The organism is Fictibacillus sp. 18YEL24 (assembly GCF_015903855.1).
Taxonomy (GTDB): domain Bacteria; phylum Bacillota; class Bacilli; order Bacillales; family Fictibacillaceae; genus Fictibacillus; species Fictibacillus phosphorivorans_C.
Genome location: NZ_JACZDT010000002.1, coordinates 61,785 through 78,085 on the forward strand (window position 1 = coordinate 61,785; position 16,301 = coordinate 78,085).

The 16,301-nt window shown below is 40.3% G+C and carries 16 protein-coding genes, 1 pseudogene and 2 riboswitches; of the genes and pseudogenes, 6 read left to right on the forward strand and 11 right to left on the reverse strand.

All coding sequences use genetic code 11. From position 1 onward, the window contains the following. Positions 1–335: 335 nt before the first annotated feature. The 5 genes and pseudogenes from HU823_RS05790 to HU823_RS21830 form a co-directional block, all read right to left on the reverse strand. Positions 336–2,282 (reverse strand): ABC transporter permease, encoded by a 1,947-nt coding sequence (locus HU823_RS05790; RefSeq protein WP_197221424.1) that lies wholly within the window; start codon positions 2,280–2,282, stop codon positions 336–338. Further along, a complete protein-coding gene (locus tag HU823_RS05795) occupies positions 2,272–3,033 on the reverse strand; it encodes an ABC transporter ATP-binding protein (RefSeq protein WP_197221425.1) in 762 nt (253 codons plus the stop codon). The genes HU823_RS05790 and HU823_RS05795 overlap by 11 nt, the downstream gene beginning before the upstream one ends. 98 nt (positions 3,034–3,131) lie before the next feature. Further along, on the reverse strand, positions 3,132–4,136 hold the full coding sequence (locus tag HU823_RS05800; protein ID WP_197221426.1) for a sensor histidine kinase: 1,005 nt from the start codon (positions 4,134–4,136) through the stop codon (positions 3,132–3,134). Then, positions 4,133–4,822 (reverse strand): response regulator transcription factor, encoded by a 690-nt coding sequence (locus HU823_RS05805; RefSeq protein WP_144696632.1) that lies wholly within the window; start codon positions 4,820–4,822, stop codon positions 4,133–4,135. The genes HU823_RS05800 and HU823_RS05805 overlap by 4 nt, the downstream gene beginning before the upstream one ends. Before the next feature lie 155 nt (positions 4,823–4,977). Further along, positions 4,978–5,097 (reverse strand): annotated as a pseudogene (locus HU823_RS21830) (VOC family protein); the annotation flags it as partial. A 103-nt stretch (positions 5,098–5,200) separates the two neighbouring features. Here HU823_RS21830 and HU823_RS05810 point away from each other — a divergent pair. Continuing rightward, the gene (locus HU823_RS05810) at positions 5,201–5,602 is read left to right on the forward strand and encodes a hypothetical protein (RefSeq protein ID WP_197221427.1); all 402 of its coding nucleotides are present in this window, start codon (positions 5,201–5,203) and stop codon (positions 5,600–5,602) included. A gap of 73 nt (positions 5,603–5,675) precedes the next feature. Here the strand turns inward: HU823_RS05810 and HU823_RS05815 are convergent, their stop codons facing one another. The 4 genes from HU823_RS05815 to HU823_RS05830 all read right to left on the reverse strand — a co-directional run bounded on the left by HU823_RS05815 (position 5,676) and on the right by HU823_RS05830 (position 9,744). Beyond that, a complete protein-coding gene (locus HU823_RS05815) occupies positions 5,676–6,173 on the reverse strand; it encodes a C1q-like domain-containing protein (protein ID WP_144696636.1) in 498 nt (165 codons plus the stop codon). Positions 6,174–6,373: 200 nt separating this feature from the next. Then, complete coding sequence (locus tag HU823_RS05820) at positions 6,374–7,552, reverse strand: oxalate decarboxylase family bicupin (RefSeq protein WP_144696638.1); 1,179 nt, start codon at positions 7,550–7,552, stop codon at positions 6,374–6,376. Positions 7,553–7,682: 130 nt separating this feature from the next. Next, positions 7,683–8,465: a DUF817 domain-containing protein gene (locus HU823_RS05825; RefSeq protein ID WP_197221428.1), complete on the reverse strand. Its 783-nt coding sequence runs from the start codon at positions 8,463–8,465 to the stop codon at positions 7,683–7,685. A 121-nt stretch (positions 8,466–8,586) separates the two neighbouring features. After that, complete coding sequence (locus HU823_RS05830; RefSeq protein WP_197221429.1) at positions 8,587–9,744, reverse strand: acyl-CoA dehydrogenase family protein; 1,158 nt, start codon at positions 9,742–9,744, stop codon at positions 8,587–8,589. 285 nt (positions 9,745–10,029) lie between these two features. Beyond that, positions 10,030–10,140, reverse strand: a riboswitch (SAM riboswitch). Between the two features lie 153 nt (positions 10,141–10,293). Next, a riboswitch (SAM riboswitch) is annotated at positions 10,294–10,395 on the forward strand. Between the two features lie 116 nt (positions 10,396–10,511). On the opposite strand from HU823_RS05830, the gene HU823_RS05835 reads away from it, so the two are divergent. The 3 genes from HU823_RS05835 to HU823_RS05845 all read left to right on the forward strand — a co-directional run bounded on the left by HU823_RS05835 (position 10,512) and on the right by HU823_RS05845 (position 13,027). After that, positions 10,512–11,903: an LLM class flavin-dependent oxidoreductase gene (locus HU823_RS05835; protein ID WP_144696644.1), complete on the forward strand. Its 1,392-nt coding sequence runs from the start codon at positions 10,512–10,514 to the stop codon at positions 11,901–11,903. Positions 11,904–11,931: 28 nt separating this feature from the next. Next, complete coding sequence (locus HU823_RS05840; RefSeq protein ID WP_144696646.1) at positions 11,932–12,741, forward strand: MetQ/NlpA family ABC transporter substrate-binding protein; 810 nt, start codon at positions 11,932–11,934, stop codon at positions 12,739–12,741. A gap of 106 nt (positions 12,742–12,847) precedes the next feature. Then, complete coding sequence (locus tag HU823_RS05845) at positions 12,848–13,027, forward strand: hypothetical protein (RefSeq protein WP_144696648.1); 180 nt, start codon at positions 12,848–12,850, stop codon at positions 13,025–13,027. A 107-nt stretch (positions 13,028–13,134) separates the two neighbouring features. Here the strand turns inward: HU823_RS05845 and HU823_RS05850 are convergent, their stop codons facing one another. Both HU823_RS05850 and HU823_RS05855 read right to left on the reverse strand, forming a co-directional pair. Next, positions 13,135–13,314: a hypothetical protein gene (locus HU823_RS05850; protein ID WP_197221430.1), complete on the reverse strand. Its 180-nt coding sequence runs from the start codon at positions 13,312–13,314 to the stop codon at positions 13,135–13,137. A gap of 400 nt (positions 13,315–13,714) precedes the next feature. After that, positions 13,715–14,203 (reverse strand): GNAT family N-acetyltransferase, encoded by a 489-nt coding sequence (locus tag HU823_RS05855; protein WP_144696650.1) that lies wholly within the window; start codon positions 14,201–14,203, stop codon positions 13,715–13,717. Between the two features lie 521 nt (positions 14,204–14,724). Between HU823_RS05855 and HU823_RS05860 the strand changes: the two genes are divergently transcribed. Then, a complete protein-coding gene (locus HU823_RS05860) occupies positions 14,725–15,669 on the forward strand; it encodes an AraC family transcriptional regulator (RefSeq protein ID WP_197221431.1) in 945 nt (314 codons plus the stop codon). Between the two features lie 13 nt (positions 15,670–15,682). Then, positions 15,683–16,063 (forward strand): DUF1761 domain-containing protein, encoded by a 381-nt coding sequence (locus tag HU823_RS05865; protein ID WP_197221432.1) that lies wholly within the window; start codon positions 15,683–15,685, stop codon positions 16,061–16,063. The last annotated feature ends 238 nt before the right edge of the window (positions 16,064–16,301 follow it).

Consider the following 16,301-nt stretch of genomic DNA (forward strand, 5'->3'; position numbering starts at 1 on the left):
AGGCGGCCTTTGTTTATCAGGGTTGAGGGTATATAGATAGGGGATAGCAGTCGAACATTGTCGACTCGCCGATATGTAAGGAAAACTCGCCGGAATAATCCTAAAACTTCAGGGATTATTTCTTAAATCTCCTGAATTATCTTGATGAATACCCCTTATGGTATCAATTAAAATCACCTATAAGCTACATAAACATCAACTTCTAGCCAAGTTTCAGCTCCAAAAACCATTCAAGCTCTTAAACAAAATGAAAAAACCGACTAAATCATCATTTTTTAGTCGGTTTTGTTTACTTTATTCAATTTTGACACTTAGAAAACAAAGCATCCATCAACCTACAGTGCTTCCCTAACCACTTTCTTATAATAAAGAACAGACAGCACACCAAAGATTGAATAGAGGACTGTATACATGACCATGACGATGATCATCGGTGTCCAGAGTTCAGCTCCGAACAGGAACCATCCGGATTGTACGGCAAAATAACTATGAAGCAGGCCGACCACGAGTGGAATTCCAAAGTTAAAGAGCTGTTTATACTGAATGCCTTTCAACAGATCACTCTGCGTGTAACCTAGTTTTCGCAGAATCATATAGTTTGGTTTTTCATTTTCTCCCTCGTCCATCTGTTTGAAGTAGAGGATACACCCTGAGGTGACGAGGAATGTCAGTCCTAAGAAACCTACGATGAACATCATGAGTCCCATGTTTTTCTTTTGATTCGTGCTGATCTCATGACGAGATTCGTTGTATAACTTTTTATACGTTTCAGTAGATTTAAACAGTTTATCTGCCTCTTCAAGTTGTTCTTTATTCTTAATGTCGACCCCAATATAGAGAGTAGATTCTTTCTGGACTTTAGGATCAATATCACTCTTCAACTTTGTAAAGATAGCATCATCAACGATCGCCGTCGGAACGCCTCCAGCTGTGAAGTACCAAGATACGGGATATTCGTCTTCTAAGCCGGTATAACGTTGGCTGAATGTTTCTGTTTTTCCCTTTATCTTAATAGAACCAGAGCTCTTTAAAGGCATAAATTTTTGAAGAAGATCGTTATATCCGGTGAAAACCACTTCATCTTGTGACAGATTCATGCCATCTACCGATTTTTCACTGATTAAAGGAAGAGGCATCGCTTTTGGATCGATGACAAGTTCTTCTAAGCTTCGATCGATTAGCTGTGAAGCGTTAATGGTTACTTGAATGACCTCAATCGATTTTTCCGAATACGGAATATTGTTCTTCTTTAAAGCGGCTTGGAACGTATCTGCTGACTCTCTATCAATGATTGAGAAATCATCTGGAACGTTATTTGCAGCCGTTTTTTCAGCAGAATAATACGAGATATATGCAAGGCACAACAAAGCGATCGAAAGCGCTGAAACGGTTGTGATGATCATAAGCAGAAGTGCGTTAGACTTCATACGGAACATGACGGATGCGAGTGACATCACTTCGTTAATGGACAGGTAGCCACCTTTTTGCTTTCTCACTAGGTTAAGCAAAAAACTGACAGAGCCTTTGTAAAAGAAGTACGTCCCTAGAATGACGGCAGCCAAAATGAAGATCATTGCTCCAAATAATTCAGGCATGGTAGTAAAATCGCCGCCGAAAAGTTTGGATGATACGATGTAACCTGTCGCGATCAGAACAAGACCCACGATTCCCATCACCATCTCAAAACGAGATAGTTTTTTCACTGTGATTTCTGTTGATGAAGTAACACGGAATAGGGATAGGATGGTCTGCCTTTTAATGAATGTATAGTTCATGATCATGATCAACAGATAGATGACTGTGAAAACGATAACCGTTTGTACAAGAGCTTGTGTTGAAAACCGTAGTGATGCGATCGAATCAACACCAGTCGTCTTGAACAAAACGAGAATCATTAATTTTGAGAACGAGAATCCAGCAAAGATTCCGATCAATAGGGAACCAAAGTAGAGGAATAAGTTTTCGATTGAAAGAATTCGAAAAATCTTTCCCTTCGTCATTCCAATCAACTGGAATAGCCCAATCTCTTTACTGCGTCGTTTGATAAAGATGTTGTTCGCGTAAAGTAAAAAGACCGATACGATTACAACAAGTAGGATAGAAGCGGCTCGAATCGCGGCTTCACCTTTTACAGAACCTTCAACAGAATCCATAGACGGATCATATTGTAGCGTCACAAATGCAAAATAAAGGGCAGAACTGAACACTAAAGCAAACACATATAGGTAATAGTTTCTTAGGTTTTTCTTTAAGTTACGAAAAATGAGTTGATTAATGTTCATGCTGAACACCACCTAAAACACCTTGCGTCTTCATAATATCCTTAAAGAAGCTCTGTCGATCCTGTTCTCCTTTCATAAGCTGCGTGTAGATCTGTCCGTCTTTTATAAAGACCACACGGCTGCAATAGCTGGCTGCTACAGGATCATGCGTTACCATAAGAATCGTCGCTTGTCTGTTCTCGTTAAGACCGCTTAGTTTGTTTAGAAGGTCAGACGCAGACTTGGAATCGAGAGCACCGGTCGGTTCATCCGCGAAGATGATACTTGGCTCATGAATGAATGCACGCGCCGCAGATGTTCGCTGCTTTTGGCCACCTGAGATCTCGTTCGGATATTTATCTTTTATCTCCAAAATACCAAGCTCTGTTGCGACTTGATCGAATTTCTGTTCAGCTTCCTTTTTCGGTGTTTTGGTTATCGAAAGCGGCAGGAGAATGTTTTCTTTAACCGTTAAAGTATCTAATAGGTTGTAATCCTGAAAGATAAAACCAAGGTTGTTCTTTCTGAATTCTGCCAGCTGTTTTTCCTTCATAGCTGTCATCTCAAATGAGTTAATATGAATCGTTCCTTCGGTTACTTGATCAATGGAAGAAAGGACGTTCAATAACGTTGTTTTACCTGATCCTGATGCTCCCATGATACTGATGAACTCACCTTTTTCAACGGAAAGATCGATGCCTTTTAGGACATGCTGTTTATTATTTTTATTTCCATAGCTCTTATGAAGCTTAACTGCTTTCAATATACTCATGATCTTATTACCCCTCTCTGATAGTTTCATTATAGAAAGCATTTCAGCTCTTTTCCTTCTGTTCACATAACAAAACAGAAAAGCATGTGACACTTTCGTCACATGCCCATCGTTTGATCGAACTCATTTCTTTTTGGGAAAGCGAGCGTAACGGTTGTTCCTTCATTTCGCTTTGACTCTACAGAGAGTTTAATATGTAGGGATTCGGCTGCTTTTTTGGCTAAATATAACCCCATGCCGGTGGACGCTTGATCCTGATGGTCTGTCGTTGACGTGAACCCTTTATCAAAGATACGAGGCATATCCTTTGTATCAATTCCTCGACCAAAGTCTTGAATCGTTAAATAGTTTCTGTCGTTCATGCAATAGCTGTTAATAATGATTTCTGAAGAATGACTGTATTTCACAGCATTCGTTAAAATCTGACGAACAATAAAAGCTAGCCATTTCGCATCGCTTAAGACATGAGTGACTTCAAGGTTAAAATCAAAGCCGATTCCTTTTTGAATGCACCACGTCTGAAGCGTTTTTAGTTCGGAAAAAAGTAACGTCTCAAGATCAGTCACTTCCATATAAAGATCGTTCTTAATAAAAGGAATCCTCTTTTGATGAAGCTGCTGATCAAGCAGAAGGTGGATGCGAAGCCACTCGTAGGTTAAGTCTCCTTTAAGAGGAGTATCGTCCATGCGCTGTATCATAAGGTGCATCGCTGTCAGCGGCGTTTTCACCTCATGAATCCAAGCGAGGAGATCGTCCTTTTCCTGTTCGATAAGTAAACGGTTCTCAGAAGCGGTTTGTTTTAAATGCTTCGTTTGTTCGATGATACTGTTTTCAACGATTTTCTCAAAAGGTGAAGAAGCTGATGACATATTAGAAAGGTCAAAGTCATTTTCCCTTTCCTCAAGCTGGTGGAAGAAGTCTGTTTCCTTTTGATACCGATAGATAAGAAAGATAACAAAGACGATTAATGAGACGAACACGATATAGCCAACAGCAGAAAGGGGAATCGATGGATCGAGATAGGCGATCAAAAGGAAGATAATCTGCTGCAATAAAAATAAAAAAATCCAGCTGACGCGTTCGATCAAATAGCGTTTGATCATACAGAATCCTCTTCTATTGCACGATAGCCTTGTCCCACTTTCGTCTCGATAAATTGTCCGAGTTCGATTTCCTCTAGACGTTTTCTTAATCGATTCACATTCACGGTGAGGGTATTGTCACTAATGAATTTTTTATCATCCCATAAGCTGTTGATGAGATTGTCGCGACTTACGATTTTATTCTTTTGCTCGATCAGAAGTTTAAGAATAAACACTTCATTCTTAGTCAGTTCAACTGAACCCTTCTCGTTTGTTACGATATTCTTTTCATAATCAATTTGAGCGCCGCACCACGTTTTAAGACTAACAGTGTCTGTATTGTAATTATAAACACGCCTGAGAATCGCATGAATCTTTGCGATCAATACTTCAAAATGAAACGGTTTTTGAACAAAGTCGTCTGCACCGAGCTGCATGGAGAGGACCATATCGCTCGGATGATCACGCGAAGATAAAAAGATGATCGGTACATTAGAATGCGATCTAATATTTCGGCACCAATGAAACCCATCAAACTTTGGCAGCTGAATATCAATTACAACGAGATCAGGTTTAATCTCTGTAAATTCCTGCATCACCCGTCCAAAGTCATTAATGCCATACACCTCATACGACCATTGAGACAATCGTTCCTTGATCTCGCTGAATAGTGTCGCATCATCTTCAATAAGCAAAATTTTAAACATCAATTATCACCACATCATATTTGATATGTTTTTTAGTGTATAGCAAAACTTGGATATTTTCTAGGATGTGCATTTTTTTTACGTCACAACCGAATCATCATTATAAAATCTTTAATTAAAAGGGTGCCTAATCTAGGCACCCTTTCTCAATCATCTTATGAAGCTAAAACCTCACTCATTAAAGCGTGTGTATTTCCTTCTGAATCCTTATAAAATACCATCCATGTCTCCTTATGCTCCATCTTAGCGACAATATGATGGGAGTCTAGGAAAGTCTTGAGAGAGAATTTTAAATTAATGTTCCACATGAAACAATAAAGTATGGCCAGATCCATGTTAAAGTAAATCCATGGAAATAATGTTAGGGAGGGAAAATTTTTGAGGAGAAATACAATTACAATTTTAATTCTTACATTCCTTTTGTTAACAGGGTGTAGCAGAGTAACTCATAATACTGACTTGGAAAAATCCATTCAGTCTATTGTAAAAGATAAAAATAAAGTTGAAATAAACATAAAATCTCTAACAAATTTTGAATGGGACAAAGGATATTTATTTCCACCATATACAGCAGAAGAAAGTATGGAGAAACAAATGGGCGTGAATTTTAAAGACCGAAGTAATATTTATAGCAGAGATGATATCTATCTATTAGTTTTTCTTAATAATGACGAGGTTGTGCAGTATGTGGAGATAAATCGTTACCAATCGGATTTTTCCATTGGTGATAATGAATATATATCTCCATCAAGTTCTTCAATAAAAATAAAGAGACCTTGAATGAATACTGCAAAAAAAAGCCCGCAACGAGATTTGTTGCGGTTTTTTTTTCGTGTCTGTGCTGGGAATCTACTTAACCTATCTTCGCACCCTCAAACCGAGTGGCGATTGGGTTTACTTCTATTTCAATCGTTGCGCCTGATGGGCTCGAAGCGACTACTTGAACTTCATCGCCTCTTCTTAACTCGAGAAGTGATGAAGTAGCGACGATCGCATTTGGCGATGTAATCGTTTCTTGATTTCCTGCGACGATCTCACCATTAACGCGGATGCCAACGAACGCAGAATACGGTGTTCCTGTATAAATTGGCAAAAAGATACTCGCTGTGAACGTATAAATGCCGTTGCTCTTTGGAACAAACGTTGATGTATCTGGATTATATTCGTTATTGCTATCAAAAACTTCTACGGGATAGATCACTTGATTTGGTGTGGAGCCTAAAATAAATTGAAACAGATCTTTAACTGCTTTAAATGCGGAAACTTTTTGGCAAGGCTGAATCTTTCTATGCTTGCACTCACAATCTCGTTTCATATGTGCGTACGGATTTTGATCATAATGGTCGTACATACAAACTTTCCCTCCTATTTTCACTCTAATCTAGAAACTAGTTCAGAGAATAATCTAATAGATTATTACTAGTAGATTATGCGGACAAGTTGTAAGTGGTGTATATAAATAGTGTAGGGGAAGGTGTTTTACTAGAAAGAATAAAAGAAAGCGATCAGAGAGTCCTAATCGCTGTTAAGGGTGTCGTCGTGTATTTCTAGCTAATCATATTTCACTACGGGCCATTTTTCTTTTCGAAGAGAATTCATGAGTTCTGGACTAGCGTTCACATTCGTCTGTACGATTTCTTTAGGCGTTAAGGCCATCCATTGGTTTAAGGAAACATCTGCAAAACGGTCACTTTTGAACATTTCTAAAAACCATAAACTCTTATTTCCGGTATTCTGCACATAGTGACCAAATGCAAACGGGACATATCCTACATCTCCGGCTCGTACGTCAAAAGTCCGTGCCGTTCCATTTCCAGCGAAAGCGGTCATCCGCCCTTGACCAGCTAAATAATATTGCCACTCATCATTATTCGGGTGCCAATGCAACTCTCTCATTCCGCCAGGTTTTATTTCTACTAAAGCGGCAGCAATTCTCTGGGAGATCGGAAAATTAGTAGAGTCAACAATGCGTACGGTACCACCGGGTGTAACGAGCGGTTTCTGGGCCATTAAGCGGTGCGTGAAGCTTAATGGTACCGTTCCATATGGATCAGGTACGGCTTGTGTTTCAATCGGACCGGGAACGGTAGACTGATAAATATAACGTTGTTCAGTCGGAATGTTCGCAAACGCACTCTCCGGTATACCAAAGTTTGCTGAAAGAACTTCTTTCGGTGTATGTGCAAACCAATCTGAAATAGAGAATGTGCTCAGATCGGAAAAGTTCCCATCATCAAATACGAGTAAAAACTCACAGCCTTCTTCAAGCCCTTGAATCGAGTGAGGAATGCCAGGAGGAAAGTACCAAAGATCACCTTCACCCACATCGGCGATAAAATTTCTGCCGTTTTGATCAACCGAGGTAATCCGTGCACGGCCTAAAATCATATAAGCCCATTCCGCTTCTTGGTGCCAATGCAGCTCTCTCACACCGCCTGGGGTAAGACGCATATTCACTCCGGCAAGGGTCTTGGCGACGGGAAGCTCACGAACCGTAATTTCTCTCGACCAGCCCCCAAAATTTAATTGCATATGAGTATCAGAATAGGAAAAGCGCAAATTCGGGACAGTTCCCGCATCTGTTGCAGGAGAAACTAGCATATCCGGATTTTGTATATCACGCATAATGTCGCGAGGTCCTAAGTCGGTAGCACCCGCACCATCACTGCGAATTGGTTGCGGAATCTGCATTGGTCTTCGTTGCTGTTGATCTTTATTGTTCTTATCCATGTGATGAGCTCCTCTCTTATAGAAGGTTTAAACGTCATCTATGTATGCATATGGAGAGGACATCTTGAACATGCAGATTTCTTGAGAAGGAGCCACACAAAGAAAAAACACCTAAAAAGCCTACGGCAGCTTAAAGGTGTTTCGTATGCGTGAAAATCTCATCTTGGTGGCTTTTAATGCGTTTTAACTGTGCCACAATAATAATGCTGATGATGACAAGCAGAAACCATGAGCTGATCTTACCAATATGAACAAGTGACCAAGCGGCTTCCTGATTTGGATATTGCCAGGCACCAAGAAATGTTGTGATGTTCTCAGCGATCCAGATAAAAAATCCAATCAACAAAAAGGAAAGAAGGATCGGCATTTTATAGACACGCTCGTTGATCGTATAATGAACAACGGTCTTATAAAAGATAGGAAATAAAAGCAGAATCAGAATCCATCTGGCATCAAACAAGTAATGATGGAGAAAAAAGTTAAAATAGATCAGGACACAAATACCGAAAGAAAAGAGAGGATTTGGCCAACCCATAATCTGTAGATCGAGTCTTCTCCAGCTTTGGCAAATATAGCTCGCAACACTTGCATACATAAAACCGCTGTAGAGAGGAACACCGTAGATTTTAGAATAGGCTTCTTCCGGATAGCTCCAGGATCCCATATGAACTTTAAATAGCTCTAGTGCTAGGCCGATCAAGTGAAAGACGCAGATGACTTTTAGTTCATCAATCGTTTCAAGTTTCGTTACGATCATTGCAACCTGTGTGATGAGACAAAGGAGGAGTATGAAATCGTATCGAGGGATGAACGGAATGCTGACGAACTTTGAAAGAGCTAACGCCCCAAAAATGATGACTGGAAAGATGCAAGAAAGTGCTTGTAAATAAGTGAATGTCAGAAGCGCTCTCATGAGCAAACCACCTTTTATCGATTGATATGGAAATATATTGTATCCATAATAACCTATGGTGATTGAAATCTCATCATACAAAAAAATGGTGAGTTTAACATGAATCTGTCAGTTGACTTGCTTATTTAAGCGCAGCATCTGCTAATGAATAGACGATCGCATCATCTGTTGGTGGATTATGAAGGCCAGCTCTCACATCGCGAAAGTGCCGCTGAAGCGGATTTTGTATAGAAAGACTTCGAGCCCCAACGATCCTCATCGCAAGGTCTACGACTCTGTTTGCACTGTTTGTTACAGAATGCTTAACGGCAGCGAGTTCTGTTCCTAAATTGTGACGCTGTTCAGGGTGATTCACCCATTTTTCAGCAACGGCGTGCAGAATCGTTCTGGCTTGGAATAATTCAAGTTCGATCTTGCCAATCTTTCTCCTCACTTCTGGCACATCTGAGATCGGTCCAGATAAAGTGTTAGGACTATATTCAGATGCAAATTGAATCGCATAATTTCGCGCGGCTCTTGCAATTCCAAGGTATACAGCAGGAACTTGCAAATACCAGCCTTTAGGAACGATGTTCTTTCCATCCTCTACGACAAGAAGATTTTCCTCACGTACATAAACGTCTTTTAAAAGGAGGTCATCGCTTTTTGTTCCTCTCATCGAGATGCTATCCCAAGTCTCTTTTACAGAAACTCCTTTATCACGATGATTCACTAAGAAAAATCCTTTAAGGTTGGTTTCTGAGAGGGTAGCTGTAACAACCGAGTAATCAAGGGCCTCTGCCATAGAAGTAAAAGCCTTGCTCCCGTTGATCAGCCATCCGTCTGCTTTCTTGACTGCTGTTGTAGTAGGAATACCCCCGCGAGAAGGACTTCCCGTTGCACGCTCTGTTTGTGCCAAGTTGATGAGTGCTTTTTGTTCAACAACCTTCCGACTAAGACCAGCGAACGCATCTCCATTCCAATGACGGTTTTCCGCCGCTTCTAAAAGAGTCCCCAGATGCCAGCCAAGAGAAAGAGCAGTAGGAGCATCTCCCTCGGCTAAATGCTCTTGAATGGTTAAGAACTCAAGTAGATTCAACCCTTTACCGCCATATTCTTTTGGGATGGTAAGAGAAAGAAAGCCAGCATCCTTCAAATCTTGAAAGTTCTCATAAGGAAAAACGCCTTCTTGATCTACAAAATCTGCCCGTTTCTTGAAAACTTCTTTTAGTGCTAGTGCGGTATTTATCGCTTCTTCAAAACTATCTTTTTGGATGGTTTTTCTCAAAGGTATGCTCATGGTTCCCTCCTATAGTTTTTTCAGTAAGTTGTTTATGTCTGGATGGTTCTTAAAAACTTCATTGTCTTGTTGGTTGGAGTGTAAGGTGCGAGACTCCTGCGGGACGAGTGGGCAGGTGAGACACTTACCGGTGCGAAGCGCGAAGTGGCTCACCGCACGCCCCGCGGAAAGCGAAGCAACCTGAAACGGAAACCAACCGCCCACAAAGACTGCAAAGGATAAACAAACAAAAAAAGCCCTCTTTCAAAGACGAAAGAGGACGTAGATTCCATATGCTAACACGCTCTCTCATCTTTCAGACATTTAAAAACATCTGCTGGAATTAGCACCTTTCTTTTTACAAAGCGGTTGCTGCAGGATCGTAGGACCAGTTCCTCCCCTGACTCTTGATAAGAAAAATATTTAATTATTAGTCAACACTATAGAGGATAAAGCAAACCACTGTCAACTAAAAACTGATTCTTAAGAAAATTATTTTATTTCTCTAAATTCCATTGACAGGTTATTTTTATTCCTGTATATTTCGTTACTAAATTGAATAGTATCGATTCCTTATCGAGAGAGGTGGAGGGACTGGCCCTTTGAAGCCTCGGCAACAACTATTTTTAGGACTGTGCCAATTCCAGCAGGCGAAAGCTTGAAAGATAAGAGGAAATCTATATACGTATGTTTAATTCACGTATTTTTTAACCTCTTCTCATAGCTGAAGAGGTTTTTTATTTTCTCTTGGAACGGGTACGAAAAAATTGGATACGGAGGAATGTAAGTTGAGTAAAGAAATTTTATTAAACGCGTTCGAGATGACGAGTGCCATGCACAATTCTCATGGCCTTTGGAAGCACCCGGAGAACAAGAGACAAAGAAGTTACAAGGATCTGAACTATTGGATCGAATATGCAAAGCTATTAGAAAGAGGGAAGTTTGACGCGGTGTTCTTTGCAGATGTATTAGGCGTTTATGACGTTTATAAACAAAGCAAGGCACCTTCTATTCAAGATGGACTTCAAGTTCCTTTAAACGATCCAGCACTTCTTGTATCGGCTATGGCGAGCGTAACAGAGAACCTATCTTTTGCTGTTACGGTGAGCACAACGTATGAACAGCCGTTTGGCAACGCACGACGCTTTTCTACGTTAGATCATCTAACGAATGGGCGAATCGCTTGGAACGTAGTGACGTCTTATCTGCCAAACGCGGCGAGGAATTTTGGACTTCAGAATATGATCAAGCACGATGAACGGTACAACATCGCAGATGAATACCTGGATGTTTCATATAAGCTTTGGGAAAGCAGTTGGGAAGATGGAGCCGTTGTAGAAGACGTTGAGAACAATAAACTGGTGGATCCTGAAAAAGTCCATGAGATCAATCACGAAGGGCAATATTTCAGCGTTGAGGGACCTCACTTAAGCGAGCCTTCGCTGCAGCGTACACCTGTTATCTATCAAGCGGGAACGTCTGAGCGTGGACGAGACTTTGCTGCCAAGCATGCTGAATGTATTTTTGTAGGTGGTCCAACACCAGAGAGAATTCGCTTTTATGCGGACGATATTCGTAAACGCGCTATCAAACACGGTCGAAATCCGGAAAACCTTAAGATTTTCTCTTTCTTAAACGTGGTGGTAGGGAGAACGACTGAAGAGGCGGAGGAAAAATTTAAAGAGTATGCAAGTGTGTGGAGTGCAGATGCTGCAAAAGCGCAGTATGGAGCAAGCGGTTATGATATTGCGGAATATGAAGACTTAGATCCGGAACTTCCATTCTCGTACAATAAATCAACAGAAGGTGGACATTATAAGGCTGCGACGCTCACAACGGATGCTCCTAAACCGTTAACGGTGGGAGAAGTATTAAATCGCTTTGAGTCACCTGACAGAGGTAGTTTTATAGTCGGCAATCCGGAAGAGGTAGCAGATGGGATTCAGAAGCAGTTTGAAGAGTCTGGCGTGGACGGTTTTAACCTTAATCACCTAGTAACACCTGGAGACTTAGAAGCTTTCGTGGAGCTTGTTGTCCCTGTTCTTCAAGAAAGAGGATTATATAAAAAAGAGTACAACAATGGTACGCTTCGTGAAAAATTATTCTCACCTGGGCAACCTTTGCTGCCAAACGATCATCCTGCAGCTAGATTTAGACCGGTGCTAACGGAAAGTAAATAAATAAAGAGTGAGTGAGGAGAGAAAACATATGAAACGATTTAACATATTTTTAACAGCAGCTTTATTAATCGGCGTTTTAGCAGGGTGTGGCGTTTCGGGTGAGAAAGAAAGTAAGAAGATCACGCTCGGCGCAACCGTCCCTTACAGCGACATGCTAGAAAAAGGCGTAAAGCCCTATCTAGAGAAAAAAGGATACAGTGTTGAAGTAAAAGAATTCAATGACTATGTACAACCAAACATCTCTTTAAAGAGCGGTTCATTAGATGCGAATTTGTTTCAGCATAAAGTGTACATGGATGCTTTTTCAGAAGAAAATGATATGAAACTAGCATCAGTGATTACGGTACCTACTGCACCAATCGGTATCTATTCTAAAAAGTTCAAGTCCATAGACGAAATCAAGCCTGGAAGCACGGTTTCACTAGCCAATGATCCTACGAATTTAGCAAGAGGACTTACTGTTTTAAGAGACAATGGACTAATCGAGATCGATTCTTCGGCCAATCCGTTAAAAGTCTCAGAAAAAGATGTGACGAAAAATCCAAAGAACTTGAAGTTCCAGCCTGTTGAAGCCGCTCAAACACCAAGAACGCTAGACTCCGTAGATCTTGCAGCAGTAAACGGAAACTTTGCTCTATCCTCTGGACTAGACTTAAAGGATGCACTTGTAAAAGATAAACTTCCAGAGGAGATCATCAATCGAATTGTCGTGCTAGACAAAGATAAAAATTCACAGCTTGCTAAAGATCTTAAAGCGGCAGTAGAGTCAGACTCATTTAAAAAGGTCATTCAAAGTGATTTTGAAGAGTTTCATAAGCCAGATTGGATGAACAAATAACTTTTAAAAATAAGCATCTTCTTTCATGGAAAAGCTGTACGAAAGCCGTTACCAACTCTCTTAAATGCACATAGAATAGGTTATGTTGACCCAAGGGGGGATTAATATGAGTAACTGCCCGCACTGTGGCCTTTTCCGATACGATTTAAGTGGATGTATCTGTTCTGATAAAGATTTTACTAGTGATTGGAATCAAAGATACATTGAAGAAATCTTCAATCCAAACAACAATCAGGTGAATGGATCGAAGAAGACAAGACGCCCGCAAAATCTCTTAGATCTGTAAGAACAATAAGACTTATTCATTCTTATTATTAACGTTAAAAAGCCGACTTTTTGATTTGGTTTTTCTGCAAATCATGAGTTGGCTTTTTAATTTTTTATGGGACTTTTTTAAAGGTTGCTTTTGGAAGTATTGATCTCCGTTCCAGATACTCGCTTTCCACGGGGCAGGCGGTGAGCCACATTTGTTCGTTTCACTCTTAAGTGTCTCACCTGTCTAGTTGCAGTGGCTAGCCCCTCAAGGTCAAAAGTTAAACGGCCAAGAAGGCAAAGTTCACCTTCATAGTCCATTCACCTTTTGCTTGTCGGGGCTAAACGAGCCACTTACACTTTGAGGACTGCCCGCCTGTCCCTTAGGAGTCTCGCATCTTACACTCCAATCAAAGATTCATGAAGACAAAATTTGAAAGCGCAATGTTTTAAAGAGCATGTCTATCATACATTGGTTTTTCACTTCCTCCTTCCATGCAAGTTGATTGGAGCGGAAGGTTGCCGACTCCTATGGGACGAGCGGTCAGGTGGAGACTCCTAAGGGCGCGAAGCGGCAGGAGGCTCACCGTTCGCCCCATGGAAAGCGAGCAACCTGGAGCGGAAATCAACTACTTTCAAAGAGCATCAATGAAAAAATTTAGTCTTTGAAATTCAAAAAGCAGACCTTACATAGAAGATCTGCTTAAATATTATCCATCAATTAGCGAAGCGATGGAGGAGTAGCGAGCTTTCTTACGCTTGAATTCGTACGAACACCAGTCGGCGCTGAAAAAGAATTAGTAAGCTCTTTTTGGATAACGATACTAGAACCTAGCTGGCCGTGAACTTTAAAGCCCCAATGTTGAAAAGTCTTTAGAGCATCAGTGTTCTCCTCATCAACCGTACCAAATACGTTGCGAATTCCTTGTTTCATAAGGTGACTTTCAAATACGGGAAGAAATGAGGTAGCGATGCCCTTTCCTTGATGTTTTGTATCTAACACAACATAATCCACAAAAATCGTTGGCCCGATTCTGAATCGATAACATACAAAACCAATGATCGTGTCATTACTGTCACAGACAATCATGACCTCGTTGGCCATGTTTATAATCATTTCAATCACGTTTTTCCGGACTTGAAAATTACTTACTACCATATCTACTAAAAAAGGATCGTCCTTACCAGGAACCCGTTTGCGAATATACAAATATATTCCCCCTTATATTACTTTACGAAGGGAAGATATAAAGAAATAAATAGAAGATGATTCACTTATAGAAACACTTAGGTTACATCGAACATAACTATTATTTTATTAAAAATCCCCCTTGCTTGTACTATATGTGCTTGTCCTTGAAAGGGTCTGGATACCGTCCTAGTTCTAATGAAAAAGGCGCTATGTAAAAGAATGTTCTAAAAACATATAAAAGCCGAGGAAGATCCCCGGCTTTCAACCTGCTTATGCTACTTCAGGTCTTTTTTTACCTTTTTTTCTTTTCTTAAATCCTAATAGGCTACCGATTAAGCTCACTATAGACCCCCCCTTCTATAAGCGAACTGTTGAGAAAAAGAACAATCACTCTTGTTTTCTTCTCTACTCTATCTTACGCAAGCTTGTCTCAAAGGTTTGGACAATTCTTAAAAATGGATGCAAAAAAAATACATTTATAAATTCAGACAGAGATTCGTTTATAATTTAAGAACTAGCATGAAAAAGGAGTACAATTTATGTATGTTGAGCGCGAGCAACGAAAACAGATCTTCAGAGTTTTGGAGTATATTGAAGAGCATGTAGAGGATTCTCTGCCACTAGAGAAACTGGCTGTCATCTCTACATATTCTCCTTTTCATTTTCAGCGAATTTTTAAAAGTATTGTGGGGGAAACACCAGCTGCTTACGTAAAAAGGTTCCGATTGGAGAACGCTGCACATCGATTGATCTATGAAACGTATATCCCTATTACTCAGGTTGCGATGTTGTGTGGTTTCTCTTCCTTATCGTATTTCACATATTCTTTTCAATCCTATTTCAAGACGAGTCCGAAGAACTGGCGGGAAGGAGCTTATCTAAAGCAATTTCCTCGGGAATATGAAGATAGCAAGAAATCTAAACAAGTTCGCAACCCATCGAAAGAAAAAGAGGGCAATGCTCCTTATAATGAGTTTAAATGGCTAGATTTATCTAAAATAAGAATCGAATCATTTCCAAGCCACACTACAGTGAAAGGCCATCATTTTGGGACGTATACGAGTGGCGTTTCTGAAGCTTGGGAAGAAGTTCATAAATGGTGTGAGTCTCGAAATCTAATCGATTCACATTCGTTGTTTCTTGGGATACCGCGAAACAATCCTTACATCACGCCTCCTGGCAAATGCCGGTATGATTGTCATATTACAATCAGTGAAACAATAGCTGATTCGATCGCGCCTGATGATATTTCTAAGTTTGTTGGTGGAAAGCATGTGGTGTACGAATTTGAGGAGCCTGTTGATTATTCAGAACGCGATCTGATAATTGAATGTTACTCCGAACTGTATAGCTATTGGCTGCCAAGAAGCGGATACAAATATTTAAGTAATCCAGTTGAAGTCATACAGATTCAACAGAACAAGAATACGTTACAACGGGAAAGTAAGATTAAAGCGATTGCCCTAGCCATTGAACCAAAATAACAAGGGGGCCATTATGGAAATAAACGGAGTACTATTAAGCATGACAGCAATCATCGGTGGGGGACTTTTATATATGATCTACGGAGGAATCTACTATACAACGATCCTCGGAAAGAAAAAGGAAAATGGCGAGACAGGACCTTTTAAATACATTTTTTCCGTAATCGTTGCCTTTGTCAGCTCATTTCTTATGTCTTATTTTATCGGATTAATTGGAGCTGAAAGTGCAGCAGAAGGACTCTTGGTTGGGTTTATCATAGGTATCTTGATTACGATGGTCTATTATAAAAACACACTTTTTGGTCTACTGACAAGGAAGTCTTTTATCATTGCGATCGGAGATCATCTAGTGATTTTCACACTACTTGGATTGTTGCATGGATGGATGAATTAAGGATGAAGAAGCTTAGTTGATAAGCTTCTTTTTTTTGTAAAAGCTTAAATGATAAAGCATGATGTTTATGCTTACAATGGCATCATTGACAAGTTGATTGAAGTGTAAGGTGTGAGACTCCTGGGGGATCAGCGGGACAGGTGAGACTCTTAATAGCGCAAAGCGCTAAGAGGCTCACCGCACGCCCCCCGGAAAGCGAGCACCTGAAACGGAGATCAACTACTTCTAAGCAAAAAAA

Excerpts from the sequence above, each read along its gene's own strand:
- HU823_RS05790 (WP_197221424.1), bottom strand. The coding sequence starts at position 2,282 with ATGAACATTAATCAACTCATTTTTCGTAACTTAAAGAAAAACCTAAGA.
- HU823_RS05795 (WP_197221425.1), bottom strand. The coding sequence starts at position 3,033 with ATGAGTATATTGAAAGCAGTTAAGCTTCATAAGAGCTATGGAAATAAA.
- HU823_RS05800 (WP_197221426.1), bottom strand. The coding sequence starts at position 4,136 with ATGATCAAACGCTATTTGATCGAACGCGTCAGCTGGATTTTTTTATTT.
- HU823_RS05805 (WP_144696632.1), bottom strand. The coding sequence starts at position 4,822 with ATGTTTAAAATTTTGCTTATTGAAGATGATGCGACACTATTCAGCGAG.
- HU823_RS05815 (WP_144696636.1), bottom strand. The coding sequence starts at position 6,173 with ATGTACGACCATTATGATCAAAATCCGTACGCACATATGAAACGAGAT.
- HU823_RS05820 (WP_144696638.1), bottom strand. The coding sequence starts at position 7,552 with ATGGATAAGAACAATAAAGATCAACAGCAACGAAGACCAATGCAGATT.
- HU823_RS05825 (WP_197221428.1), bottom strand. The coding sequence starts at position 8,465 with ATGAGAGCGCTTCTGACATTCACTTATTTACAAGCACTTTCTTGCATC.
- HU823_RS05830 (WP_197221429.1), bottom strand. The coding sequence starts at position 9,744 with ATGAGCATACCTTTGAGAAAAACCATCCAAAAAGATAGTTTTGAAGAA.
- HU823_RS05840 (WP_144696646.1), top strand. The coding sequence starts at position 11,932 with ATGAAACGATTTAACATATTTTTAACAGCAGCTTTATTAATCGGCGTT.
- HU823_RS05845 (WP_144696648.1), top strand. The coding sequence starts at position 12,848 with ATGAGTAACTGCCCGCACTGTGGCCTTTTCCGATACGATTTAAGTGGA.
- HU823_RS05850 (WP_197221430.1), bottom strand. The coding sequence starts at position 13,314 with ATGGACTATGAAGGTGAACTTTGCCTTCTTGGCCGTTTAACTTTTGAC.
- HU823_RS05860 (WP_197221431.1), top strand. The coding sequence starts at position 14,725 with ATGTATGTTGAGCGCGAGCAACGAAAACAGATCTTCAGAGTTTTGGAG.
- HU823_RS05865 (WP_197221432.1), top strand. The coding sequence starts at position 15,683 with ATGGAAATAAACGGAGTACTATTAAGCATGACAGCAATCATCGGTGGG.